Annotated in this window: 25 protein-coding genes and 1 riboswitch; of the genes, 14 read left to right on the top strand and 11 right to left on the bottom strand. The window is 60.6% G+C overall.

What is annotated here, in order from left to right; translation table 11 throughout:
* Both DA915_RS09640 and DA915_RS09635 read left to right on the top strand, forming a co-directional pair.
* The coding region (locus tag DA915_RS09640; RefSeq protein ID WP_153064530.1) for a PDZ domain-containing protein at window positions 1-654 on the top strand (654 nt) is incomplete at its 5' end.
* Window positions 651-1,967: a replication-associated recombination protein A gene (locus DA915_RS09635; protein WP_003507807.1), complete on the top strand. Its 1,317-nt coding sequence runs from the start codon at window positions 651-653 to the stop codon at window positions 1,965-1,967. The genes DA915_RS09640 and DA915_RS09635, both read left to right, overlap by 4 nt.
* Window positions 1,968-2,079: 112 nt before the next feature.
* Here DA915_RS09635 and DA915_RS09630 read toward each other — a convergent pair whose 3' ends face one another.
* Window positions 2,080-2,394: a DUF1883 domain-containing protein gene (locus DA915_RS09630; protein ID WP_060723301.1), complete on the bottom strand. Its 315-nt coding sequence runs from the start codon at window positions 2,392-2,394 to the stop codon at window positions 2,080-2,082.
* Window positions 2,395-2,636: 242 nt separating this feature from the next.
* On the opposite strand from DA915_RS09630, the gene DA915_RS09625 reads away from it, so the two are divergent.
* From DA915_RS09625 to DA915_RS09600, 5 genes are all read left to right on the top strand, one after another.
* Entirely contained in the window at window positions 2,637-4,451 is a 1,815-nt protein-coding gene (locus DA915_RS09625; RefSeq protein ID WP_107675714.1) for a methyl-accepting chemotaxis protein, read from the top strand.
* 325 nt (window positions 4,452-4,776) lie between these two features.
* Window positions 4,777-6,060, top strand: coding sequence for an extensin family protein (locus DA915_RS09620; RefSeq protein WP_107675713.1), 1,284 nt, complete (start codon window positions 4,777-4,779; stop codon window positions 6,058-6,060).
* Between the two features lie 480 nt (window positions 6,061-6,540).
* Window positions 6,541-7,362, top strand: a complete 822-nt coding sequence (locus DA915_RS09610; RefSeq protein ID WP_003507823.1) for a sulfite exporter TauE/SafE family protein — start codon at window positions 6,541-6,543, stop codon at window positions 7,360-7,362.
* A gap of 105 nt (window positions 7,363-7,467) precedes the next feature.
* Window positions 7,468-8,394: an ABC transporter ATP-binding protein gene (locus DA915_RS09605; RefSeq protein WP_107675723.1), complete on the top strand. Its 927-nt coding sequence runs from the start codon at window positions 7,468-7,470 to the stop codon at window positions 8,392-8,394.
* Window positions 8,391-9,152: an ABC transporter permease gene (locus tag DA915_RS09600; RefSeq protein ID WP_003507827.1), complete on the top strand. Its 762-nt coding sequence runs from the start codon at window positions 8,391-8,393 to the stop codon at window positions 9,150-9,152. The genes DA915_RS09605 and DA915_RS09600 overlap by 4 nt, the downstream gene beginning before the upstream one ends.
* A 75-nt stretch (window positions 9,153-9,227) precedes the next feature.
* On the opposite strand, the gene ribB is transcribed toward DA915_RS09600, so the two are convergent.
* The 4 genes from ribB to DA915_RS09580 form a co-directional block, all read right to left on the bottom strand.
* Window positions 9,228-9,869: a 3,4-dihydroxy-2-butanone-4-phosphate synthase gene (gene ribB, locus DA915_RS09595; RefSeq protein WP_080868758.1), complete on the bottom strand. Its 642-nt coding sequence runs from the start codon at window positions 9,867-9,869 to the stop codon at window positions 9,228-9,230.
* Between the two features lie 120 nt (window positions 9,870-9,989).
* Window positions 9,990-10,140: riboswitch (FMN riboswitch) on the bottom strand.
* 159 nt (window positions 10,141-10,299) lie between these two features.
* Window positions 10,300-11,007, bottom strand: coding sequence for a TIGR02281 family clan AA aspartic protease (locus DA915_RS09590; RefSeq protein WP_080866257.1), 708 nt, complete (start codon window positions 11,005-11,007; stop codon window positions 10,300-10,302).
* On the bottom strand, window positions 11,004-11,195 hold the full coding sequence (locus tag DA915_RS09585; RefSeq protein ID WP_003507833.1) for a DUF1289 domain-containing protein: 192 nt from the start codon (window positions 11,193-11,195) through the stop codon (window positions 11,004-11,006). Before DA915_RS09585 ends, DA915_RS09590 begins: the two co-directional genes overlap by 4 nt.
* A 19-nt stretch (window positions 11,196-11,214) precedes the next feature.
* Complete coding sequence (locus DA915_RS09580; protein ID WP_107675722.1) at window positions 11,215-12,000, bottom strand: adenosylcobinamide-GDP ribazoletransferase; 786 nt, start codon at window positions 11,998-12,000, stop codon at window positions 11,215-11,217.
* A 152-nt stretch (window positions 12,001-12,152) separates the two neighbouring features.
* Here DA915_RS09580 and cobT point away from each other — a divergent pair, with 152 nt between their 5' ends.
* Both cobT and DA915_RS09570 read left to right on the top strand, forming a co-directional pair.
* A complete protein-coding gene (gene cobT, locus DA915_RS09575) occupies window positions 12,153-13,187 on the top strand; it encodes a nicotinate-nucleotide--dimethylbenzimidazole phosphoribosyltransferase (RefSeq protein ID WP_107675712.1) in 1,035 nt (344 codons plus the stop codon).
* An 8-nt stretch (window positions 13,188-13,195) separates the two neighbouring features.
* Window positions 13,196-13,600 carry a diacylglycerol kinase gene (locus DA915_RS09570; protein WP_107675711.1) on the top strand — a complete coding sequence of 135 codons (405 nt, stop codon included), beginning with the start codon at window positions 13,196-13,198 and terminating at the stop codon, window positions 13,598-13,600.
* A 61-nt stretch (window positions 13,601-13,661) separates the two neighbouring features.
* Here the strand turns inward: DA915_RS09570 and pdhS2 are convergent, their stop codons facing one another.
* Window positions 13,662-15,197, bottom strand: a complete 1,536-nt coding sequence (gene pdhS2 / locus DA915_RS09565) for a two-component system sensor histidine kinase PdhS2 (protein ID WP_107675710.1) — start codon at window positions 15,195-15,197, stop codon at window positions 13,662-13,664.
* A gap of 107 nt (window positions 15,198-15,304) precedes the next feature.
* Here pdhS2 and DA915_RS09560 point away from each other — a divergent pair, with 107 nt between their 5' ends.
* The 4 genes from DA915_RS09560 to DA915_RS09545 all read left to right on the top strand — a co-directional run bounded on the left by DA915_RS09560 (window position 15,305) and on the right by DA915_RS09545 (window position 18,338).
* Entirely contained in the window at window positions 15,305-15,898 is a 594-nt protein-coding gene (locus DA915_RS09560; RefSeq protein WP_107675709.1) for a thermonuclease family protein, read from the top strand.
* Window positions 15,891-16,535 (top strand): uracil-DNA glycosylase family protein, encoded by a 645-nt coding sequence (locus DA915_RS09555; protein ID WP_192886453.1) that lies wholly within the window; start codon window positions 15,891-15,893, stop codon window positions 16,533-16,535. Before DA915_RS09560 ends, DA915_RS09555 begins: the two co-directional genes overlap by 8 nt.
* Window positions 16,536-16,605: 70 nt before the next feature.
* On the top strand, window positions 16,606-17,094 hold the full coding sequence (locus tag DA915_RS09550) for an Lrp/AsnC family transcriptional regulator (RefSeq protein WP_003507846.1): 489 nt from the start codon (window positions 16,606-16,608) through the stop codon (window positions 17,092-17,094).
* 278 nt (window positions 17,095-17,372) lie between these two features.
* Entirely contained in the window at window positions 17,373-18,338 is a 966-nt protein-coding gene (locus DA915_RS09545; RefSeq protein ID WP_107675708.1) for an aliphatic sulfonate ABC transporter substrate-binding protein, read from the top strand.
* A 172-nt stretch (window positions 18,339-18,510) separates the two neighbouring features.
* Here the strand turns inward: DA915_RS09545 and DA915_RS09540 are convergent, their stop codons facing one another.
* The 5 genes from DA915_RS09540 to DA915_RS09520 all read right to left on the bottom strand — a co-directional run bounded on the left by DA915_RS09540 (window position 18,511) and on the right by DA915_RS09520 (window position 22,372).
* Entirely contained in the window at window positions 18,511-19,335 is an 825-nt protein-coding gene (locus tag DA915_RS09540) for a class I SAM-dependent methyltransferase (protein WP_060723280.1), read from the bottom strand.
* An 84-nt stretch (window positions 19,336-19,419) separates the two neighbouring features.
* Entirely contained in the window at window positions 19,420-19,686 is a 267-nt protein-coding gene (locus DA915_RS09535; protein WP_107675720.1) for an usg protein, read from the bottom strand.
* A gap of 169 nt (window positions 19,687-19,855) precedes the next feature.
* Entirely contained in the window at window positions 19,856-20,686 is an 831-nt protein-coding gene (locus DA915_RS09530; protein WP_003507864.1) for an ABC transporter permease, read from the bottom strand.
* Entirely contained in the window at window positions 20,683-21,486 is an 804-nt protein-coding gene (locus tag DA915_RS09525; RefSeq protein WP_003507866.1) for an ABC transporter permease, read from the bottom strand. Before DA915_RS09525 ends, DA915_RS09530 begins: the two co-directional genes overlap by 4 nt.
* Before the next feature lie 112 nt (window positions 21,487-21,598).
* Complete coding sequence (locus DA915_RS09520) at window positions 21,599-22,372, bottom strand: ABC transporter substrate-binding protein (protein WP_003507867.1); 774 nt, start codon at window positions 22,370-22,372, stop codon at window positions 21,599-21,601.
* A gap of 341 nt (window positions 22,373-22,713) precedes the next feature.
* Here DA915_RS09520 and DA915_RS09510 point away from each other — a divergent pair, with 341 nt between their 5' ends.
* On the top strand, window positions 22,714-24,993 hold the full coding sequence (locus tag DA915_RS09510) for an OmpA family protein (RefSeq protein ID WP_107675707.1): 2,280 nt from the start codon (window positions 22,714-22,716) through the stop codon (window positions 24,991-24,993).
* The last annotated feature ends 90 nt before the right edge of the window (window positions 24,994-25,083 follow it).

Here is a 25,083-nt window from a genome sequence, read left to right as displayed (position 1 = left end):
GTCCGGGTTTTCGTCGCTGCTGCTGAACGCGGTGACGCGAGCTTCGAGCGTCCCTATATCGGCGCCACCTTCGATCCCGTGACATCAGATGTCGCTGAAGCGCTTGGCCTGCACCGGGCCCGCGGCGCGCTTGTCGTCAGCGTCGTCAAGGGTGGACCGGCCGAAAAGGCGGGCATCGAGCCCGGCGAGGTTGTAACGGCCGTCAACGGCTTCGAGGTGGAGCATCCGGATGCGCTGGGATATCGCGTGACCACCGCCGGTATCGGCAAATCCGCCGAACTGACGGTGGTGGAAAAGGGCAAAGAGAAAAAGGTTACGATTGCGCTCGACACCGCGCCGGAAACCGCGCCGCGTGATGAGCGCCTGATCGAGGGCCGCAATCCCTTTGCCGGCGCGACAGTCGCCAATCTCTCGCCGAAGCTTGCCGATGAATTGCGGATGCCGTCACAGGTGACGGGTGTTGTGATCACCGATGTGAAGCGCGGTTCGCCGGCCTATCGTGTCGGTTTCCAGCCGAAGGATGTGATCCTGTCGCTGAACGGCGCAGACATCGCCTCCACCGCTGCGGTCGAAAAGGCGCTGGATGACAATCCCGGCTTCTGGCGCGTGGAAATCCTGCGTGACGGGCAACGCATCCGGCAGTTCCTGCGATGAGCGACGATCTCTTCGCCCCGCAAGTGCCCGTGGAGGTCGCCAACCGGCGGCCTCTTGCCGATCGCCTGCGTCCGAAGACGCTGGCGGAGGTGAGCGGGCAGCCGCATCTGACGGGCGAGGAGGGCGTTCTGCGCCGCATGATCGATAGCGGGTCGTTGGGATCGATGATCTTCTGGGGCCCGCCCGGCACCGGCAAGACCACAGTTGCGCGGCTGCTTTCCGGCGAGGCGGGGCTGGCCTTTGAGCAGATTTCGGCGATCTTTTCCGGTGTCGCCGATCTCAAGAAGGTTTTCGAGGCAGCGCGCACACGTCGGATGAATGGCCGGCAGACGCTGCTTTTCGTTGACGAAATCCATCGTTTCAACCGCGCCCAGCAGGACAGTTTCCTGCCGGTGATGGAAGACGGCACCATCATTCTGGTGGGCGCCACCACCGAAAACCCGTCCTTTGAGCTGAATGCCGCTCTGTTGTCGCGGGCGCGCGTGCTGACGTTCGGCTCGCATGACGAGGAGAGCCTGAGCGAATTATTGAAACGCGCCGAGGAGGCGGAGGGTAAGCCCCTGCCGCTCACCGAGGAGGCGCGCGCAAGCCTCATCCGCATGGCCGACGGCGATGGCCGCGCCGTGCTGACGCTTGCCGAAGAGGTCTGGCGTGCGGCGCGCAAGGATGAGACCTTCGATACCGAGGGGCTGACGCGCATCGTGCAGCGCCGCGCCCCGGTTTACGACAAGAGCCAGGACGGCCACTATAATCTCATTTCCGCACTGCATAAGTCGGTGCGCGGTTCGGACCCGGATGCGGCGCTTTATTATCTCGCCCGCATGTTCGATGCCGGCGAAGACCCGCTCTATCTCGGGCGGCGGCTGGTGCGCATGGCGGTTGAGGATATCGGCCTTGCCGATCCGCAGGCGCTCGTCGTCTGCAATGCCGCCAAGGACGCCTATGATTATCTGGGCTCACCGGAAGGCGAGCTCGCATTGGCTCAGGCTTGCGTCTATCTCGCCACCGCGCCGAAGTCGAACGCCGTCTATAACGCCTTCAAGTCGGCGATGCGGGCGGCCAAGGAAAACGGCTCGCTGGTGCCGCCGAAACATATTCTGAACGCGCCGACCAAGCTCATGAAGGGCGAAGGTTACGGCGATGGCTATCGCTACGACCATGACGAGCCGGATGCCTTTTCCGGGCAGGATTATTTCCCGGAGAAAATGGGGCGCACGACCTTTTACGATCCGCCGGACCGGGGTTTCGAAAGGGAAATCCGCAAGCGTCTGGACTGGTGGGCGAAGCTGCGCCGCGAGCGGGGATCGCGTTAGGTTTTTGCGCGGTTTGAGCCGAAACCGTATTACGGTCGATCTTAAGAAAAAGATTCAGGCCGTTGGCAAAAAGAGTCGCAAAACCGCGGCAACTCACTGTTTTTAAAGAAGATCAGGATGCCTTGCGATGTGGTGCTGCCTGCGGCTGCGCGGGCAGCATCTTGACCGAGGATTCTGCGAGGCCGCTATGGCCTTCGGCGTCGATGACCAGATGCCAGTGTAACGTCTCTGGAATGGCGAGGCGGATCGGCGATTTTTTCGCGACGCCGCCGAGATATTTGAAATCGAGCAATTCGGTAAAACGCTGGAAATTCGCCCCCGTCATCAGCCGGACATTGTTGACGGCCGACAGGGATACTTCAATGACCGTTCCGGCCCGAAGTTCCTTCAGGTCATAATGCGTATAGCGAAAATTGGGCCGTGCCATCGCGCGCCTCCCTGCAGTGTAATTTCGGTCAAGGAGGATAGGGGCGGCAGGGTTAACGCTGTCTTTAAATGCCGCCGGCCGGTTTGAAAATTCACGCTTTTTGTACCGGTTTGGAATGGCGGTGCGAATTAATGTGAGCATATAAGAATAATACCAACGTATAATATGTGTATTTAATAATAATAAATTTTTTGCCTTTAACATCGGCTGGTCGAAGTGCATCAGCGACGTTGAGGGGGAACATGAAAAACGTAACAATATCTATGCGCCTGTATGCGCTCGTCGCATTGTTTCTGGCAATACTGGCCGCGGCTCTCACATTCAGCCTGTTTGAAAGCTACCACGAAATGGAGCGCGAACGGAAAGCCGGGCTTGCGGCAATGAACGAAACCGCTGTTGCCATTCTCGATCAATATTACCGGCTGGAGCAGAGCGGAAGCCTGACGCGGGAGGCGGCGCAACAGCAGGCCAAGACGACCATTGCGGCAATGCGCTACGGCAATGGCAGCGGCTATTTCTGGATCAACGACATGCATCCGAAAATGGTGATGCATCCGATCAAGCCCGAGATGAACGGCACGGACCTTACCGCCAACAATGATCCGAACGGCAAGGCGCTGTTCGTCGAGTTCGTGAACACGGTCAAGGCAGGCGGCAAGGGCTTTGTCGATTATTACTGGCCGAAGCCCGGTGCGCCGGAGCCGGTCGAGAAATTCTCCCATGTCGCCGGTTTCGCCCCCTGGGGATGGATTGTCGGCACCGGTGTTTATGTTGACGATCTTGAAGCGGTGTTCTGGCGCGACGTCTATTTTAATGGCGGTCTTTGTGTCGTGGCCGGCCTTCTGGTTGTCGGCGTGGCCGCAGCCGTCGTGCGCAGCGTGACCCGGCCGATCGATCTCATCCGCCAGAGCATGCGGCGCATCGCCGATGGTGACGGCGCGGTGGATATCCAGTTCGCCGACCGTCGCAATGAAATCGGCGCGATTGCCAAGACGCTGCTGGTACTGCGCGACAGCGTCAATGAGCGCAGCGCGCTGCAGGCCCGCGAGGCCGACCAGCAACGGGCGCTGGAAGAAGCGCGGCACGGCAACGAGATGGTGCTTCGTTCCGCATCCGAGCGGCAGGCCCATGCCATGGAGCAACTGGGCAATGCGCTCGAAGCGCTTGCCAATGGCGATCTGACCGTTTCGCTTACCGATATCGGCACGGACTATGAAAAGCTGCGCATGGACTTCAACCGTGCCGTCGGCGCATTGCACGGTGCGATCGAGGCCATTGCCAGAACCGGCCATGTCGTCAATGACAGCGCCTCCGACATCAGCGGCGCTACCGGCAATCTTTCCCGCCGGACCGAACAGCAGGCGGCGGCGCTGGAGGAGACGGCAGCCGCTCTCGATGAAATCACCGCCACGGTGCGCACTGCTTCCGAGCGGGCGAACGAGGCCCGGCAGATGGTGCAGGACACGAAAACCAGCGCCGGCCGCTCGGGCGAGATCGTGCGTAATGCCGTCGACGCCATGGGCCGCATCGAGGACTCTTCCAAGCGCATCGGGCAGATCATCTCTGTTATCGACGAGATCGCTTTCCAGACCAATCTTCTGGCGCTGAATGCCGGTGTGGAAGCGGCGCGTGCGGGCGAGGCCGGGCGTGGTTTTGCCGTGGTGGCGCAGGAAGTTCGCGAACTGGCGCAACGTTCCGCCAATGCGGCCAAGGAAATCAAGACCCTCATCAACCGTTCGGCCGAGGAGGTCGGCGGCGGCGTCGCACTCGTGCGCTCGACAGGCGATGCGCTGGAGGAGATCGTGGCGCTGGTCAACCGTGTCGATGGCCACGTCAACTCCATCGCCACGGCCGCGCGCGAACAGGCGACCGGCCTGCAGGAGATCAACACCTCCGTCAACCACATGGACCAGATGACCCAGCAGAACGCCGCCATGGTGGAAGAAACGACGGCGGCCAGCCAGACGCTCGCCGAGGAAAGCCGCCAGCTGCGCTCGCTGTTGTCGCGTTTCGAACTTGGACATGGGGTTGCGCGCGAGGTTTCGCGGGCCGCGTGATTTCAGGTGTTTTGGCTGAAAGTGGAGGGCGCGGCTTTGGCTGCGCCCTTAGATGAATGAGAAGCTTTTCCAGCACTCGACGTCATCCTCGGACTTGACCCGAGGATGACGGAGGAGAAGTTTGAGTGTCGGGTGTCGGAGGAGAGGTTTCAGCGTTTCTGTCATGAGCTTCGACGCGATTTCGATCGTGCCTTCTTCATTTGCAGCGTCACGAAACAACCAGGTTCGTTATTTCCCGTAACCAATAAGGTTTCGTTTACCTCATTTCTTTAAAATTTATCCTGTATTGCCGCGAATAGCGGCCGCTGAAGGTACAGGTTCTCGTATGGCGTATGTTTCCCTTCCGCGTCGTCTTGTGACGTTGCTGATGATTTCCACGGTCATGGTGTCGTGTTCGGCGGAGGGCCTCGTGCCACCGGCGGAAGTGGACGGCACCACGCGCGTCAGCGCTATCCGCTCCTCGCGGCAGCAGGGTTACAGCGCGCCGGCGGGTGCCGTGTATCAGGCGGAGCGGGTCGGGCAGGGCGGTGACTATCCCGCGGCCGTTTCTCAACCGACGCCGGAACCTTACGCCTCGCAGGATCCCCTGCTGCAATCGCCGCAGGGCGGGCAGGGTTATTCGACACTCGATTCCCAGCATCAGGCGCGCATGGCGGCCAGCGGCCATACCACTGTGCCGGCGCAGACCATGCAGAGCCAGACCATGCCCGCGCAGCAGATGACCGGCAACCAGATTGCTGAAGGCGAAGGCGGCGTGAACATGGATTCCATGCTGGGTGTGGAGCCGGTCCGCGGACTTGCCGAAGAACAGGATGCGGAGATTGCCGAGGGTGCTTCCGCGCAGCCGGTGGTGGATGGCATCGGCACGGATAATCCCATGGCCGTGCCTCCGGCCCGCCAGCCGCAACGGGCCAGCCAATCGCGGCTCATCCCGCCGCCGCCGCTCGGCTCCTCCTCGCGCCGCCAGCCGGTGGAGGAAGTCGCCATGCTCATGCCTGATAATCCGATGGCGGGCGGTGGGCCGCAAAGCAACCGCTCGATGCCACCAGGCGTCATGCCATCTTCCGAAGTTGCCTGCCGCTCCGAACTGCGCCGCCTCGGCGTTGCTTTCCGGGACGTTGCGCGCATTGCCGATGGTCCGACCTGCGGTATCGATTATCCGATCGAACTCAGCGGTCTCGCCAGCGGCGTCGCCATCCGGCCGGCCGTGAAGCTCAATTGCCAGGTCACGCTTGCCTTTGCCAAATGGGTGAAGTTCGAACTCGTGCCATCCTCGCGCTTCCGTTATCTCTCCGGCGTTGGTCGCATCACGCCGATGGGCGGCTATTCCTGCCGCAAGATGAATTCGCGTTCCAGCAATCCCTGGTCGGAACATGCGCGCGGCAACGCCATCGACATCGGCACCATCACGCTGAAGAACGGCAAGGAAATCGACGTGCGCAGCAAGAGCTTCTTCGCCTTCCGCGAAAAGGCGCTGCTGAAGGCGGTGAGGTCCGACAGCTGCAAATATTTCTCGACCGTTCTCGGACCGGGCAGCGATCCCAACCACTGGAACCATTTTCACTTCGACCTGCGCACGCGCAAGTCAGGTTACAGGCATTGTGACTAGGAGACGCGAAAGGCGTGATTGGGCGGGGCGATAGTCGGGCGGCGTTTTAGACGCTCGCTATAATGCGTCATGTTTGCAACTTCCGTCATTCCGGCCTTGGACCGGAATCCAGCCAGCTGAAGTCCTTGAGCTGAAAGGAGCCTTGCCGTCGCGCCGACGCGCGTTGGCCGGATTCCGGCTCAATGTCGGAATGACGGAAGTGTGGATTCACTTTCCGGAATTCCAACTCTTCTGTCACATTCCCACAAAAAAAGACCGGCCCGAAGGCCGGTTGAAGAAGACAGCCTTATCGGGGGGATATCGGCGTCTTTGCAAGGGCATGCAATGGGAAAACGATCCCATGGAGTGGTCCATCCGGCGCGGATATGCGGCAAAAGACATCGCGCCGTACTGACCTGCGGCCAACATGGCTTGCCGCGCTCTTCTGATACGCTATGAGGGTCACATGTTTGTGACAACGGCCTTCGGGAGCCTGCCTTTATGCCCCCTGTTTCAGAGCTGATGGTCTTTGCGGCGGCGCTTGCGGTAGCGGGTGTGGTCGCCGGTCTTCTGGCCGGCCTGTTCGGCATCGGCGGCGGCGCGGTGCTGGTGCCCGTCTTCTACCAGGTCTTCGGGCTTCTGGATGTGCCGGAGGCGGTGCGCATGCATCTCTCGCTCGGCACGTCGCTTGCCATCATCGTGCCCACCTCCATCCGTTCGTTTCTCACGCATCGTCAGAAAGGCGCTGTTGATATCGATCTGCTGAAGGGCTGGATCGTTGCCGTACCGCTCGGCACCATCCTTGCGTCCGTGGTGGCCGCCTATGCCTCCAGTGTTGCACTGCGGTTGATCTTCGCTTTCATCGCGCTCGCGCTTGCCTTCCGGATGATCTTCAACCGGGCGAGCTGGCATCTTGGTTCCGACCTGCCGCAAAATCCGGGCCGTTTTCTTGTTGGCACCGGCATCGGGCTCTTTTCCGGCCTGATGGGCGTGGGCGGCGGGGTGATGAACAACACCTTCATGACACTTTACGGACGCACGATCCATCAGGCGGTCGCCACCTCTTCCGGTGTCGGCGTGCTGATTTCGCTGCCGGGTCTTCTGGGCTACATCTGGGCCGGCTGGGGGCATTCGGGCTTGCCGCCGTTTTCCACCGGCTTCATCAACTGGATCGCCGTGGTGCTGCTGATCCCCATCACGCTTGTCGTTGCGCCCTATGGCGCTCGGCTCGCCCATGCGCTCAGCAAGAAGCAGCTGGAGCGGGCCTTCGGGGTGTTTCTGGTCTTCGTCGCAGCGCAGTTTTTCTATAGCGTCTACGGCTGATTTTCCGTCTCTGCCGAACGCAGTGTTCGGTCCGCTGGGGTGGCATTTGCAACCTCTGCGGTCTATATGGCGTTCATCTTACTCGGTTTTTCGAAAGAATTCGCCATGAATGCCATTGTTTCGATACGGAATCTGACAAAATCCTACGCAAACGGCTTTCAGGCGCTCAAAGGTGTCAGCCTCGATATCAGGGAGGGGGAAATCCTTGCCCTTCTCGGCCCGAACGGCGCCGGCAAGACGACGCTGATCTCGATTGTCTGCGGCCTCGTCAATCCGGGTGAAGGTTCGGTGCTTGTCGGCGGGCATGATGTGGTGAAGGATTTTCGCCAGACCCGCGCCCTGATCGGACTTGTGCCGCAGGAATTGACGACCGACCAGTTCGAGACGGTGTGGAACACCGTCAGCTTCTCGCGCGGCCTGCACGGGCAGAAGAAGAACCCGGAACTGATCGAGCACATCCTGAAATCCCTGTCGCTCTGGAACAAGAAGGACAACATGCTGCGCGAGCTTTCCGGCGGCATGAAGCGGCGTGTGCTGATCGCCAAGGCGCTGGCGCATGAGCCGAAGGTTCTGTTCCTCGACGAGCCGACCGCCGGCGTTGATGTGGCGCTCCGCCGTGACATGTGGAACGTCGTGTCCGAGCTGCGGGCCAAGGGTGTCACCATCATCCTCACCACGCATTACATCGAGGAGGCGGAAGAAATCGCCGACCGGGTGGGCGTCATCAATGGCGGCGAATTGCTGCTGGTGGAAGAAAAGACGGCGCTGATGAAGAAACTCGGCCGCAAGCAGCTTTTCCTAGAACTCGCCCAGCCGGTGGAGCAATTGCCCGAAACCCTCGCGTCCTTCGGTCTGACGCTTTCTGAAGACGGTTGCACCGTCACCTATGAAATCGAGGATAATGGCGAGCAGGGCCGTATTGCCGATGTTCTGAGCGCCCTTTCCGCCGCCAACATCCATTTCAAGGATATTTCAACGCGGCAGAGCTCGCTTGAGGATATCTTCGTTTCGCTGGTGGGAGGCCAGAAATGAATTTCGAAGCCATCAAGGCCATCTATCTGTTCGAAATGGCACGCACGCGGCGCACCCTGCTGCAGAGCGTGGTCTCGCCAGTCATCTCCACCTCGCTTTATTTCATCGTTTTCGGAACCGCGATCGGTTCGCGGATTCAGGAGGTTGGCGGGGTTTCCTACGGCGCGTTCATAACGCCCGGCCTCATCATGCTGACGCTGCTGACGCAATGTATCGGCAACGGCTCCTTCGGCATTTATTTTCCGAAATTCACCGGCACGGTCTATGAGATATTGTCCGCGCCCGTATCGATGACGGAAATTGTCGCCGGCTATGTCGGGGCGGCGGCGACCAAGGGCCTGATGATCGGGACGATCATCCTGATAACAGCCACCTTCTTCGTGGATATCACCATCGCTCATCCGTTCATGATGGTGCTGTTCTTCGTGCTGACGGCTGTCAGTTTCAGCCTGTTCGGCTTCATCATCGGCATATGGGCGACGAATTTCGAGCAGCTGAACCTCATCCCCATGCTGGTGGTGCCGCCTTTGACCTTCCTTGGCGGCAGCTTCTATTCCATCGACATGCTGCCGCCCTTCTGGCAGACGGTCAGCCACTTCAATCCGGTGCTTTATCTCATCAGCGGTTTCCGCTGGAGCTTCTATGAGATCGCCGACGTCAATCCGATCATCAGTCTGGCGATGATCACGCTGTTTCTGGCGCTCTGCCTCGGTGTTGTCAGCTGGATGTTCAAGACGGGGTATCGGTTGCGGAACTGACCGGAAAAGCTTTTTTTAAAATTTAACGCCCGGTTTGCACCGGGCGTTTTCGTATTCACAACAAAGAAGCGCAGATCAGGCGACCTGCTTCTGCACCACGTCCTCGACAACCTCGCCCTTGAGGTAAGAAACGAGATCCTTGATCGTCACGACGAGCAGGCCGTGGCGTTCGGCAAAGACTTCGAGCTGGGGCAGGCGGGCCATGGTGCCGTCGTCATTGGCGACTTCGCAGATGGTGCCGCAGGGGAATTTGCCCGCAAGACGGCAAAGATCGACGGCCGCTTCGGTATGACCGGTGCGGCCGAGAACGCCTTGCGGGTTGGCGCGCAGCGGGAAGATATGGCCGGGGCGGGCGAAGTCTTCGGGGCGTGAATCCTCCGATACCAGCGCGCTTACGGTCTTTGCCCGGTCGGCGGCGGAAATGCCTGTCGTGGTGCCCGGAATATAGTCCACCGAGACGGTGAACGCTGTCTTGAGGGATTCGGTATTGCGCGACACCATCAAGGGAATGTCGAGGGCATCCAGTCGCTCGCCCGGCATGGCGACGCAGATCAGCCCACGCGCATGGTTCATCATGAAGGCGATCTGCTGCGGGGTAATGCTGTCGGAGGCGGCGATGACATCGCCTTCGTTTTCGCGGTCTTCGTCGTCAACGACAATCACCATCTCGCCACGGGAAATGGCTTCGATGGCGTCTTCAATTCTAGCAATGGTCATTTTCTTTCAAGCCTTTCAAGGGTTATGCCGTTTTGCGGCATTTTCGCGCTTCAAGAAGCGCCAAATATCCCTTGGGCGAACAATGCAATGCGAAGCCAGCTCACGCGCCAGCGTCCTATGCCTTGTCCTCTTCCATCCGGACTATACCGTCGGCTCCGGCCTCTCACCGGATCTGCTGACCTTCCGGCTTTGGAGACCGGAAGCGCTCGCGGGCTCCGGGAAAAATCCCGATACCGCCGGTGGGGAATTGCACCCCGCCCTGAGAACAAGGCCAACATAAATTATCAAATGGGAAGGAATCAAGGGGCAATGGCCCGTCCGTGGCCCCAATGTGCGAAAAGAATATCCCCGTTGCGGTCGCATTGGGGTATTTCCTTTCCGGGGCCAGTGGCTCGGGAAAACCGCAGAATGAACCGCAAAGGGCAGGGGGTTACCGGTCGCGCAGCCGCAGTTCATCGGTCTGCATCTGCAGCGAACCGAGCGTCGACAGGAAGCTCATGCCGAGCAGGCTCTGGCCCAATTGGCCATCCTGGGCGACGAGGGCCGGGATGTTGCGCCGCACGATCGGGCCAATGCTGATTTCCGACAGGGTGACGGGAGCTGCCGCCGTGCGGCCATTCGCAGTCATGACGGGTACGGTATAGCGGAGGTTTGTGGTGTCGATGCCGATTGCGGCGGCATCCGCATTGGCGAGCACCACCGAGCTTGCGCCGGTATCGACCAGCATGTGGATCGTCTTGCCTTCGAGACCGACATTCGCCTCGAAATGGCCGCTCATCGATTTATGCAGCACGATTTCCTGCTCGCCGCCCGATGTGGTGACCACCACGGCGCGGCCGGGTATCAGGCCGCCCAGCAGCCGATCGCCGAAGGTTTGCAGATCGTAGCGATAGAGATAAAGCGAGACGAGGCCGAGAATGATGACCAGCCAGACGGCGAGCTGGCGGATGACGGTGCCGAAACTGCCGCGGCTTCCGGCCAATATGCCGGCGGACAGGAGAGCGGCAATGGGCAGAAGATAGAGAACATGGGCGAATTGATCATTATCGATGCCGAGCGTTCGGCCGCCGTCATGATTGATGAGCAGCAGGCCAAGGCCGACGGCCAGCAGAAGGAGAACGATGGTCAGCCTGTTCATGCGGTATGCGTCTCCTTGGCGGTCTTGGGCAGGTTTGCCAGTCTTTGCGGCAGCAACCGCATGATCTCGCGGCGCTTCTCGTCGCTATACCCTGCCCAGCCGCCAATTTCATCCAGCATTCGCCCACAGCCGATGCAGAGGCTGCTGGTTTCATCGAGGCGACAGATGTGGATGCAGGGTGTTTCCATGATGATTTATATCAGGCCGTCATGCTGCAAGGGCAAGGGCGACAAGAATCACGATCTCCGTGATCTGCTGGCAGGCGCCGATGGTGTCGCCGGTATGGCCGCCGATCTTCCTGTCGCAGAGCCTGCCGAAAAGCATGGCCGCCAGAAAGGCTGCCGCCAGCACAAGGGCAATCGACAGGAGCGGCAGGGCGTGCAGCGTAAATAGTATGAAAAGCAGCAACCCGATCACAAGCGCGATGTTGCGCTCACTTGTGCCGGGCTGACCGGCGCCGGCGGCGATGCCGGAGGTTTTGGCGGCGGGCAGGGACTGCCAGTGCCACACCATCAGGGCGCGGCTCATCACAAGCACAGCGATCAGGGCGGCGGCGGCGGTTTTTGCCGGCAGCGTCTCAATGAGCGCGGCGAGTGCGGTGGCGCGGAGCGCAAAGGACAGGATCATGGCGATAGCGCCATAGCTGCCGATGCGGCTGTCCTTCATGATCTCAAGCATTCGCGCCTTGTCCTTACCGCTGCCGAAACCGTCGGCCATGTCGGCCAGGCCGTCTTCGTGCAGCGCCCCTGTCACGAGCGCCGTCAAGCCGATGACAAGCCAGCCGGTGAGCTGCGGCGAGGCGTTGAAGGCCGCAAAAACCACAACGAGGAAAGCGGCGGGCAGGGCGATCAGCAGACCGGCGGCGGGAAAGGCGCGGGCAGTGCGGCGCATCGACACACTGTCGGCATCATCAAAAAAGCGCGAGGGAACGGGCAGGCGGCTCAGAAAGGCGAGGGAATGCATGACATCTGTTATAAAATCCCCGGCCTTCATGCTCTCTCCGTTGCAGTTGCTGCATTTCCGGTTGTTCCGCGGCGCATCCGCGATTATGAGAGGCGCAACAAAGACCGATTTGCCGGAAAACACAAGTTCCGGACGCATGAGCCGATGCGACAGCCAACCCGACGACGAGAAAGACAGATATCATGAGCATGAGCGGATTGCCCTTCGACGATTTCCGCGCGCTGCTGCGCGAGCTTCCCGGCCCGGACACGCACGCGCTTGTGGCGGCCAAGGAGCGCAATGCGCAGCTGGCCAAGCCTGCCGGTTCGCTCGGACGTCTCGAAGAAATCGCCATGTGGCTGGCTGCCTGGTCCGGCCGTTCTCCGGCCGTCACCCGTCCGCTGGTGGCGATCTTCGCCGGCAATCACGGTGTTACCCGGCACGGCGTTACGCCTTATCCGACATCCGTGACCCAGCAGATGGTGGAAAATTTCGCGGCAGGCGGTGCGGCGATCAACCAGATTTGTGTCGCCAATGATCTTGGCCTGAAGATCTTCGATCTGGCGCTCGATTACCCGACCGGCGACATCACCTGCGAACCTGCGCTCTCGGAGCGCGACTGCGCCGCGACCATGGCCTTCGGTATGGAGGCGATTGCCGGCGGCACCGATCTTCTCTGCGTCGGCGAAATGGGCATCGGCAACACCACCATTGCGGCGGCGATCAATCTCGCGCTTTATGGCGGCACAGCGGAAGAGTGGACCGGTCCGGGCACCGGCTCGGAAGGTGAGGTCATGGCCCGCAAGATAGCGGCGGTGAAGGCCGCCGTGGAATTCCACAAGGACCACCTGTCCGATCCGCTGGAAATCATGCGCCGTCTTGGCGGACGTGAGATCGCGGCGATTGCCGGCGCCATCCTCGCCGCCCGCGTGCAGCGCATTCCCGTGCTGATCGACGGTTATGTGGCGACGGCCGCTGCCGCTCTTCTCAAGGCCGCCAATCCTTCGGCGCTTGATCATTGCCTGATCGGCCATGTCTCGGGCGAGCCCGGCCATCTGGCCGCCATTGAAAAGCTCGGCAAGACGCCGCTGCTGGCGCTTGGCATGCGGCTTGGCGAAGGGACGGGGGCAGCACTTGCCGCCGGCATCGTCAAGGCCGCTGCCGCCTGCCATTCCGGCATGGCGACGTTCGAAGCGGCGGGTGTGGACACCCGCATCAGTTCCCGCACCGATCATTGAGGCTGAAGATGGACGCGACGCCGAAAAGACCGCAACCGGAACCCGTCTTTCGCAAGGAAAAAGGCTGGCGGCATCTTTTGGCCGCCGCCCGCTATTCCGTGCAGGGGCTTGGCCGGCTGTGGCAGGAAGCGGCGTTCCGGCATGAGGTTCTTGCCTTCGGCGTCGGGCTTGCCCTGCTTCTGGTCGTGGGCGCGCCGTTTGCGCATCTTCTCGTCTTCACGGTGCTGATGCTGCTTCTGTTTTCGGTGGAGGCGCTGAATACCGCCATCGAAGAGCTGGTGGATCGCATTTCGCCGGAAATCTCCTCGGTGGGGCGTCATGCCAAGGACCTCGGCTCTTTCGCCGTCTTCTGCCTGTTGATGGCAAACGGATTTTTCGTGCTGTATTCGCTGGTGACGACGCTGTTCTTCTGAGGTTGTTAGCCTTAAGGCATTTCCGGACGGAAAACCGGGGGGCACTTTTCCTGGAAATGCCCTAAGCGAAGGACCGTCGGCGCGGCTGGATGGCGTGGGTTTCTTCCACGGCTGGCAGGCTCTGCAGCACGCGTTTTGCCGGCAGGATGGCGATGCCCTCGGTGCCCTCGCGCAGTTTCGATTTCAGGATGAACTGGCCGTCATGCTTGGCGAGAATGGCCTGAACGATGGGCAGGCCAAGACCGGTTCCCTGTTCGGCGCTCTTGATCGCGATCGAGCCCTGACCGAAGGCCGAGAGGACCACGGGAATTTCATCTTCGGGTATGCCGGGGCCATTATCCCTGATCGACACATATTGGCCGCCGCCCGCGGTCCAGCCGGCTTTCACGAGGATTTCGCCGCCCTGCGGCGTGAATTTCACGGCGTTGGAGAGCAGGTTGAGGATGACCTGGCGAATGGATTTTTCATCGGCCCAGACCTGCGGCAGGCTGTTTTCGAACTGCTGGGAAATCCTGATATTCTTGGCGCGGGCGCGAAGCTGGATCATGCCGATGCAGTCCTCGGCGATTTCCAGCATCGAGATCGCTTCTTCGTTGAGGTCATAGCGGCCGGCTTCGATGCGCGAGAGGTCGAGGATTTCGTTGATGAGGTCGAGCAGATGCTGGCCGGAGCGATGGATGTCGCCGGAATATTCCTTGTAGAGCGGATTGTTGAGCGGGCCGAGCACTTCTGAGGACATGACCTCGGAGAAGCCAAGGATGGCGTTGAGCGGGGTGCGCAGCTCGTGCGACATGGAGGCGAGAAAGCGCGATTTCGCCAGATTGGCTTCTTCCGCGCGCCGCCGTGCTTCGTCCGAAACCGAGTTCGCGACTTCGAGTTCGGCGATCAGGTCGTCCTTTTCCGTCTGCGAGGAGAGAAGCTTGATGCTGGTCTGGTAAAGCCGGCTGGTGATGCGATGACAGAAGAGGATCGCCATGCCGAACATCAGCGCCAGGCCGACGTCGAAGGGATTGCGTGAGATGGCCGAGGTCATGCAAAGCGCCGCCAGAACCGGCAGGAAGGTCATGAAGGTCGCCCGCCGCAACATGAAATTGGCCATGGCGGTTAGAGAAAGCGCGATCAGCAGCGTCGATCCCTTGAAGAAAATAACCAGCGTCGGGTCGTTGCGCACCGGTTCGGCCAGTGCGAACATCGCCCAGGCGCAGCCGATAAGGATCTGCATGCCGAGGAAGAGATTTTTCCAGTGCTGAAGATTGTCGGCCGTGATCTCCTGCTTTGCCGCCCGCTTGGCCAAAAGCAGGGAAAAGGCATGGAAGCTTAGCGCAATCAGCGACCAGATGATCAGGCTGATATCGCGGGTTATATAAAGGCCGATGACGGAAGCGAGCACGATGAAAAGCGGCATGATCATCGCACCCTGCAGGGTTTCGGCGATGTGCATGGTCAGCATTTCGCGTTCATAGGCGTCGCTTGCGCCGGCCCCTTGCTGCAGGCGTTCACGTGTCGTCTTCACCGTGTCAAAGACCGCCTTGTTGCGGTGCTTTTTCGACCGGTCGACGATGATCTTGTCGGTGGACGTGCTGACGCTTTTACTCATTGTTACAACGCGGGTGACATGAACCCTTGCAGACTACGCGCAAAATCTTAAGAAGATGCTGCCGTTAAAGGATTTGTTTGCCATTTCTGACAAGGGTTTGTTGTTACATGAGACGAAATGGAGGCAAAAGCAGGCGTTTTTCGGCATTTCGCGATGGCGGGCTTTTTTTCGCCACGGTTTTTCTCGGTATTCTGATCGCGGCCAAGCTCGATCAGATCAACAGCGAAACCTATAGCGGCCGCTTCTTCGTGATCGATGGCGACACGCTGTCAAAGGGTGAGGAACGTTTCCGGCTGCTCGGCATCGATGCGCCGGAGCTTGCGCAGACATGTCTGCGCGGCAGCGAAAGCTGGCCATGCGGCGAGGAGGCGCGCCGTGTCCTGCAACGGCTGGCCGGGCCGGCGGATTTTTCCTGTTCCGGCAGTTCCAGAGACCGTTACGGGCGGCTGCTCGTCTATTGTTCCGCAGACGGCAGGGATGTCTCATCGGAAATGGTGTCGGCGGGTTTTGCGGTCGCATCAGGTTATTTCCAGTTCTCAAGCGAGCAGGCGGCGGCGCGCAGGGAGGCGCGCGGCATCTGGGCGGGAGAATTCGAGAAACCATCGCAATGGCGGCGGGAACACCGTGCCGCGGATCTGGAAACGCCGGCGGCGGGTTTCCTCACCATTATCCGCCATCTCATGGGATGGGACCATGGTTGAGCTAGCGCCGGTGCGTGATGATGGGTTGGACGGGTTGCGCGGCGAAATCGCCCGCTGTCGTCTCTGTCGCGATATGCCGCTCAACGGAATGGCTGATCGCCTGCCGCACGAACCCCGGCCGGTGGTCGTCATGTCGACCAAGGCGCGCATCCTTATTGCCGGGCAGGCGCCGGGGCTTCGTGTGCACGAAACGGGGTTGCCCTTCAACGATGCCTCGGGTGACAGGCTGCGCCAGTGGCTGAACGTCGATCGGGAGACATTCTATGACCCGGATCGTTTCGCCATCGTGCCCATGGGCTTCTGTTTTCCCGGTTATGACGACAAGGGCAGCGACCTGCCGCCCCGGCGCGAATGTGCGCCGCACTGGCGCGAGCGGGTGATGGTGGCAATGCCGCAGGTGGAGCTGATCCTCGCCATCGGCCAATATGCACAGGCTTTTTACCTGGGTGAAAGGCGGCGCAAAACCATGACCGAAACGGTGCAAAACTGGCGCAGCTATCTCCATGCCAATTCCGGTCCCGGCATTTTTCCCCTGCCGCATCCGAGTTGGCGCAACACCGGCTGGCTGAAAAAGAACCCATGGTTCGCGGCGGAGCTGCTGCCGGTTCTGCGACAACATGTGGAAATGCGGCTTTAGTGAAACAATTTTCTGTTTTTCTGCGAAAATTAGTGTATTGAAAGGAAATTAATTCAGGAGGGTAGACGCATTGGATCGCCTAGACCGTAAGATTTTGCGCATTCTGCAAGAGGATTCCACGCTGGCCGTTGCCGATCTGGCGAAAAAGGTCGGCCTTTCCACGACGCCCTGTTGGCGGCGTATTCAGAAGATGGAAGAAGACGGCGTCATCCGCCGGCGCGTGGCGCTGCTCGATCCGGTCAAGGTCAACACCAAGGTCACGGTTTTCGTTTCCATCCGCACCGCTTCCCATTCCATCGAATGGCTGAAACGTTTCTCCGAGGTGGTTTCCGAGTTTCCGGAAGTCGTCGAATTTTATCGCATGAGCGGTGACGTCGATTACCTGTTGCGCGTCGTCGTGCCTGACATTGCGGCCTATGACGCTTTCTACAAGCGCATGATCGCCAAGATCGAAATTCGCGACGTGTCCTCCGCGTTTGCGATGGAGCAGATCAAATATACGACCGAACTGCCGCTCGATTACATGCTGCTGGATAATCCGAAATCCGGCGAGGAGTGATCCGCCCCCGGTCATGGTTTTTGATCAATGCCCTTTCCGGCTGCCGGGGAGGGCATTTTTATTGGCGGGTTGCCTTTCCTGCCCTGCCAGGGGTTGATCCTTTCGGAAGGGCCATCCGATAGCGGCCGCCCGGCCACGACAATCTTATTCCGCCCATAACGGCAAATTCGCACATTCAATTCTCTCGGCGCTGTCTACGCGCAAACTGGGATTTTGATAAAATCTCTCGAATATCTACGCTTTTGCTGTCGAAGGATGGAATAGCGAGGGATATCCATATGCTCACACGACGCGGAACATTGGGACTGATTGCAGGTGCGACCGGGGCGGCGTTTCTGCCGCATATCCGGCGGGCAAGCGCTGCAACCACCACATTGCGGATTGGCTGGCAGAAGAATGGCGTGATAGCGCTCGCGAAAAGCCAGGGCGCGCTCGAAGCGCTGCTGAAAGATCGCGGCATCGAGGTCAAATGGTCGGAATTCTCCTCCGGGCCGCCGCTTCTCGAAGCGCTTGGCGCAGGCGCGCTTGATATTGGCCCGACTGGCGATGTGCCGCCGCTTTTCGCGCAGGCCGCTGGCGGCAATCTGCGTTACGTCGGCACCTACAAGGCTGCGGCCGGTGGGTCGGCCATCCTCGTGCAGAAGGATTCGCCGCTGAAGGCGCTGGAAGACCTGAAAGGCAAGAAGGTTGCCTTCAAGCGCGGCTCCAGCGCCCACAACGTCACGGTCAAGGCGCTGCGAAAGGCGGGATTGACCTTGAACGACATTACCCCAGTCGATCTTGCGCCGCCGGATGCGGCCGCCGCCTTCCGCAGCGGCAGCATCGATGCCTGGTCGATCTGGGATCCCTATTTCGCGGTGGCGGAAAAAGAGCCGACAACACGGGTTCTCTCGACCGCCGAAGGCATCGTCGATCCGTGGAGCTACTTCCTCGCCAACGGCGATTTCGTCGAGACCAATCCCGATCTCGTGCCGCTGATCCTCAAGGAACTGGCGAATGTGGGTGCGAAGGCGCAGGCCAATATCGATGCAACGGCAAAATCGCTGGCGGCCATCACCGGCGTTCCCGAGGATGTCACCAAGGTCTCGCTGACACGACCGGGAGCCGATCTCGGACGGGTCTCGCTGGTTCCGGATGAAGCCATTGCCTATCAGCAGGCACTTGCAGACGAATTCTATGATCTGAAGATCGTGCCGAAGAAACTCAAGGTGGCGGATATCGTCTGGCGTCCGAAGGCGAGTTGAGAGGGCGGGAAAGTTGAGTCTCTTCAACCCGCTGGCGGATGTTGCTGAGAGCTTGATTCAGGCAGGAGCCGTGTTCGCCATATATAGGGCGAGCGCGTGCCGCATGTTTCTTCTCCCCGCCGGGGAGAAGAAAGGTGCCGAGATGTCGGGGGCATAAGCCTCCGATGTCGCATCAGCCCTTGAGCTTCGCAATCACCAGATGACCGGGCGTCGGATTGCCGTCCTGCATGCGCACGTTGATGTCGGTCACTTCGAGAACCTCGAAACCGGTCGCGGCCAGTCTTTCGCGGACATAAGTTTCCGCATGGGCGAAACGCTGGTGTGGGCCGACCATATAGGGGCGTCCGGCGAGCGTCGCTTCGGGCAGAGTTTCCGACGAGAAGATCAGCAGGCCGCCGGCATTGAGGTTTTCGGCAGCGCCGAAAAACAGTGGCTCCAGCGCGCCGAGATAGGGCAGCACGTCGGTGGCGGTGATGATGTCGAAGGGCTCGTCGTCATTGTCCTCGAGAAAATCCTCGGCTTCGGCGACATAGAGCGTCTCGTAAAGGTCCTTCTCATGGGCGATCTCGACCATGTTTTCGGAAATATCAATGCCGGTGATATCGTCGGCCATATCGCGCAGCGCTTCGCCGGTGAGGCCGGTGCCGCAGCCGAGATCGAGCAGGCGCTTGAAGGGGCCGAGGTTGAGGGTCTGCAGCCGCTGGCGCACCATCATCGGCACGGCGTAACCGAGCTGCTCGACGAGAATATCCTCGAAAGCTTCGGCATGCTGGTCGAACAGGGTTTCGACATAGGCATCAGGTGCTTTCGACGGCTGTTCGCCCCGGCCCATGGCGGCGATGCGGACGGCCGCGCCGCCATGATCGTCCGGATCGATGGCGAGAACTTCCTCATAGGCCTTCACCGCCGCATCCACATCGCCTGATTTTTCAAGCGCGAGTGCGCGGTTATAGGCCTCGGCAAGCGCCTCTTCGTCGATTTTCTGGTTCTTCGTCATCGTGCCTTATCCGTCAGCGTCTTTAGTTGAAGTTTGCTGTAAGCCGCATCGGGGACGGGCGCAATGTTTATGTGGCGCGATGGCTCAGTGGAGGATGAACTCCCCTTTGAGCGCGCGCCACTCCTGCGCCGAGATCACCTGCCGGTGCACGTAGCGGACGGAGTGCAAAGGCCCGTCGAGCTTTTCCTGCCAGAATTTGAGGAACCCGTGCATTTCGGGGAAATCAGGGGCCAGATCATAGTCCTGCCAGACATAGGTCTGGAGAACCAGCGGATGGTCCGGCAGGCGATAAAAAATCTGGGCGGTGGTGAGGCCGTAGCCTCTCAGCATCATTTCCATTTCCTTGTTCATGACGGCGGTTCCCGTTTCCATGATTGCCGATCACAGCATTGCCGCTGTATCGAATATGGGAACACGACATGGTTAATCCAAGCTTGCCAGGGACATGGATTGTCATAAAATAGTTATATTTTTCAAAATGTTAGCAGCCTTCTTTGATGAGTGCTGCCAACGCCTCCGCTTAGCGCTTGAGATGGCGCGTCAGGCGGGCCTCCAGCCATGCCCAGACATGTCTCAGCGTTTCGACGATCGTCAGGTAGAAGATCGCCGCCCAGAGATAGGCCTGATAATCGAAGGTGCGGGAAAAGGCGTAACGCGTCTGCCCCATCAGGTCGAAGACCGTGACGATGGAGACCACCGCCGAACCCTTGATCATCAGGATGATCTCGTTGCCATAGGGACGCAGCGCCACGATGAGCGCCTGCGGCAGGATGACCTTGCGGAAGGTGATGAGTTTCGACAGGCCGAGCGAGGCGGCCCCCTCGTGCTGGCCGCGCGGCACGCTGCGGATCGCGCCGCGCAGGATTTCGGCCTGATAGGCGGCGGTGTTGAGAGTGAGCGACAGGAGGCCGCAATACCAGGCCTCGCGGAAGAACCACCACAGGCCGACGGTCTCCAGCCCCTGGCGGAAGCTGCCGAGGCCGTAATAGATCAGGAAAAGCTGCGCCAGAAGCGGTGTGCTGCGAAAGACATAGACATAGGCATAGGCGAGTGCGCCGATGACGCGGTTTTCCGACATGCGGCCGAAGGCGATCGGCACGGAAAGAATGGCGCCGAGAATGATCGAGCTGCCGACCAGCGTGATGGTGGTGATGAGACCATCGATGTAACGCGGCCCGTAACGCCCGAATTTATCCCAGTCCCAGCCTTCGATCATGGCGAAGATCAGCCCGGCGGCGAGCAGCAGCCAGAGCGTGATGACGGCGATGCCGACGATGCGGGAAATATTGAGCGGCTTGTCCGCTACCGCCGGGGCAGGGCGCGCGGGAATGAGTTCCTGAACATGGCTCATCGGCTTACCTCCGACTTGCGCGACCAGCGATCGATGAAACCGATGCCGATGGACGAAAGCAGCGCGAGAATGAGATAGAGCAGGCAGGCGATGCTGTAAAAGAAGAAGGCTTCCTTGCTGACGCGGGCGGCGATGCCGGTCTGGCGGATGATATCGGCAAGGCCGATGATCGAGACGTAGGACGTGTCTTTCAGGAGGATGACCCAGAGATTGGTCATGCCGGGCAGGGCGATGCGGACGAGTTGCGGAATGATGATGAGCACCATGGTGCGGCCGCGGGAAAGACCAAGTGCGGCACCTGCCTCATATTGCCCCCTGGGTATGGCCTTGAAGGCGGAGAGCAGCACTTCAGAGGCATAAGACGAAAACACCACCGACAGCGCCACCATGCCGGCCACGAAGGCGTTGATCTCGACCGGGCCGGTGATGCCGATATAACCGGCCACCGATTGCAGCAGCATCTGGATGCCGTAATAGACGATGAAGAGCGTCAGGAGTTCCGGCAGACCGCGGAAGATCGTGGTGTAGATACCGGTCGCCAGCCGCAGCGATTTTTCTTCCGATTGTGCAGCGAGCGCGATGAGAAAACCGATCAGCAGTCCGACCGGCAGGGTGGCAAGCGCCAGCGAGATCGTGACCTTGACGCCGAAAGCGATCTCATCGCCCCAGCCAGCATCGCCGCAGGCGACCAGGGTGCCGTTTCCGAAAAGCGAGAAGAGACCGACCGGCCCGCAGAAGGGATCGAGAAGTGTCGAGACATAGGTCCAGAACGCACCTATGGCGGAAAATGCTCCGCTCATGCCAGTTTTCCCCTGCGGTCTTAAGCCGCCGTGATTGTTATCGTGACGTTTTCAAACAAAAATGGCGGAAGGGCAAGCCTTCCGCCACGAGATTTCAACAGATCGAACAGGCTTACTCGCCGTAAACGTCGAAATCGAAGTATTTTTTGTTGATCTCCTGATACTTGCCGCTGGCGCGGATGCCGGCGATGGCGGCGGTGAACTTGTCGGCGAGCGCCGTGTCACCCTTGCGCACGGCAACGCCCGCGCCATTGCCGTTGATCTCGACGTCGACCTTGAGCGGCGTCAGGATCTTGCAGCAGGCGCCGGCATCCGTCTTCAGCCATTCCGAAAGCACGACGATGTCGTCGATGACGGCGTCGATGCGGCCATTGGCGATGTCGAGCTTATATTCGTCGGCGGTCGGATACATCTTCACGTCGGCATCCGGGAAATGCTTTTCGGCATAGTTGGAGTGGGTGGTGGAACCCTGCGCGCCGAGCGACTTGCCCTTGAGATCGTCGAGGGACTTGATCGGCGAATCCTTCGGTACGGCGATAGCCGGCGGGGTGTTGTAATATTTCTTGGAGAAGTCGACCTTCTGGAGACGTTCCGGCGTGATCGACATGGACGCGATGATGGCGTCGAACTTCTTGGCCTGCAGGGCGGGGATGATGCCGTCCCAGTCATTGGTGACGAAGGTGCACTCGGCCTTCATTTGTTCGCACAGCGCCTTGGCGATGTCGATGTCGAAGCCGGTCAGCGTGCCGTCGGCTTCGAGATTGTTGAAGGGCGGATAGGCGCCTTCGGTGCCGATGACGATCTTGTCCTGCGCGAGGGCTGCGCCCGACAACAGCGAGATGGCGGCAATCGATACGGCTGCGAGCAGACGGGTGGAAATAGGCATTTCGATCCTCTCTTTTGGTCGTTCATCCGCAGTCTGTTGTTGTTTTCAGTGCGGACGCCATGGGCGCTGGGCGCGGCAGGACGGAGGATACCGCCTGTGGCCTTCAGCGCGGATGCAATTATTCATCCGGTTGGTCAAAAAATGCAACTGCAATATTAGCCATCGCGTTTGTGCCGCAGAGCCTCCACGAAAAGGCCTTGATCTGTTCATTTCCGGTACAGAACGCTTTGTTCATCATGGGAACCGAAGTGTGTGCCGGGCGTTGACCAGCGCCTGCACGCGCAGCCGGAATCACGATGTCGCCAGACTGGCGACCAATAATGGCAGATGAGGAAACACCGATGCTGAAGAAGAACACATTGCTGACGGGGGTGGTTTTCCCCCTCATGTCGCTGGCGATTGCGGTGGAGCCGGCCGCGGCCGGTTTTGCCGGTGCCGCGCGGGCGCAGGCGCTTCCCGGACAGGCGACGACCGGTCAGGTGATTCTGGCGCAGGCACAGCCGGAAGAGCCGAACCCGGAAGAAGAACTGCGCAAGCGGCGCAAGCAGGCCGAAGAGGCGCAGCCGCAGGCCGAGCCGCAACGCCAGGAGCGTGCACAGGAGCCGCCGCGTGAGCCGGAGCCCAAACGCGAAGCCGCGCCCGCCGAACCACGCCCCGAACCGCAGAGGGAGCCCCGGAGGGAACCCCAGCGTGAACCGCAGCCCGAACCCCAGCGGGAACCGCAGCAGCAGCGCGAGGCCCGCCCGGAGCCCGCGCCGGCCGAACAGCCGCAGGAGCGTCCCCGCAAACCAGAACGCGCACAGGAGCCGCAGGGCGAGGGCGAACAGCGCCCGGCACGCCAGCGCGAGGCGGCACCCGAAGCCGCACCTGCTGAGGAGCAGCCGAAGGAACGTCCGCGCAAGCCCGAACGGGCCGAGCAGCCCGCCGGTGAGGGTGAGCAGCAGCGTCCCCGCAAGGAGCGCGCGAAAGAACCTGCAGCCGAACAGGAGCCCGCAGCACGCCCTGAAAATGCCGAGCAGCCGGCCAAGCCTCGCGAGCCGGCGCCTTCCAAAAAGCCGCAGGTAGAGGAAAAGGCCCCGGAACAGAAAGCCGAACCGGCTGAAAAAGCCGTTCCGGAGAAAAAGCCGGCCGCCCCGGATCCGGCAGTGAAGGAAGCACCGGTTCCGACCGAAGCCCCGACGCCCGCACGTCCGCCGGCGCCCGAGGCCCAGCCCAATCCCGCACCGGGTCGTCAGCCTTCCGAACAGCCGCCGGTAGAGGGCCAGGGTAGAACTGAACCCGCAGCCCCGCTGCCAGGCGCGCCGACGCCTCCGCCGCCGAGCGGTGCGACGACCGGACAGGCGCCGGCCGGCGAACCCGTGCCCAATCAGGTCGCTGTTCCGCAGACGGAAGCGCCGCCGATGACGAAGGAAGAGCTGGACAAGGCCAAGGCCATTGCCAAGGACCCGTCCAAGACCGCCGATACCGTCATTCTGCCGGTCGACAAGGGTGCCGCCGTTCTCGACAGCGACAAGGAAGTGGAACGCTCCGGCAACCGCCAGACCCGCGAGGAGCGCCGTCGTGAACGCGAGCAGGCCGGCGACGTGAAGGTTCCGACATCGGACGCCGAAGCGCAGCGCGCCGGCGCCGCCGAAGGCAAGGCTCCGCCACCGCCCGTCAAGATGGAGGCGATCACCTCCCAGCAGGGCGAACGTGTCGATCGTCGTCCGCAATATGAGCGGCCGGAAGGTGTCCGCGAATGGCAGCCGCGCGAAGGCCGCCCGCGCGATCGTGATCGTGACGGCGATGCGCCGATCATCCTGCAATTCGGCGACCGTGTCGTGGTGCGCGGCGATGATAACCAGCGCTTCATCCGCGATGGTGGTGAGCCCTATTACGAGCGCTTGGGCGGCGGTCGTGTCCGCGAAACCGTGGAGCGCCGCGATGGAACGCAGGTGGTTACGATCCGCAACCGTTATGGCGACGTGATCCAGCGCTCGCGCATCGACGATCGCGGCCGCGAATATGTGCTGTTCTATGCACCGGAGCTGATGGAAGATCCGGACCGTGATTATGTCTATCGCGATCCCGGCCTCGACCTGCCGCCGATGCGCCTGCGCATTCCCGTGACCGATTATATCATCGACACGTCGAGCGATCCGGACCGCGATTATTACCGCTTCCTGGAACAGCCGCCCGTCGAACCGGTGGAGCGGGTCTATTCGCTGGATGAAGTGCGTTATTCGGCCCGTATCCGCGACAAGGTGCGCCGTATCGACCTCGATACGATCACTTTTGCCACCGGCAGTGCCGAAATCCCGATGGCGCAGGCACGTTCGCTGCGCAAGGTGGCGGATGCCATCAACAAGGCGCTCAACAAGAACCCGGGGGAAACCTTCCTGATCGAAGGCCATACCGATGCCGTCGGTTCGGATGAAAGCAACCTCGTTCTCTCGGACGAGCGCGCCGCTTCCGTCGCCAATGTGCTGACCGATGTTTACGGCATTCCGCCGGAAAACCTCGCGACTCAAGGCTATGGCGAGCGTTACCTGAAGGTTCAGACACTTGGCCCGGAACAGCAGAACCGCCGCGTCACCATCCGCCGCGTGACGCCGCTTGTGAAGCCGGTCGCCCAGAACTGATTGGGTTCAGAAACTGAAAAGAAAAAGGCCCGGAAAGCGCAAGCTTTCCGGGCCTTTTTTGTTGGTTGCGAGGCCTTCTGCTTTCACACC

Origin of the sequence: Agrobacterium sp. LAD9 (assembly GCF_003031125.1) — a bacterium.
GTDB lineage: Bacteria > Pseudomonadota > Alphaproteobacteria > Rhizobiales > Rhizobiaceae > Agrobacterium > Agrobacterium radiobacter.
Note: the sequence above shows the minus strand (reverse complement) of the source record. Positions and strands in the feature narration are given on the sequence as shown.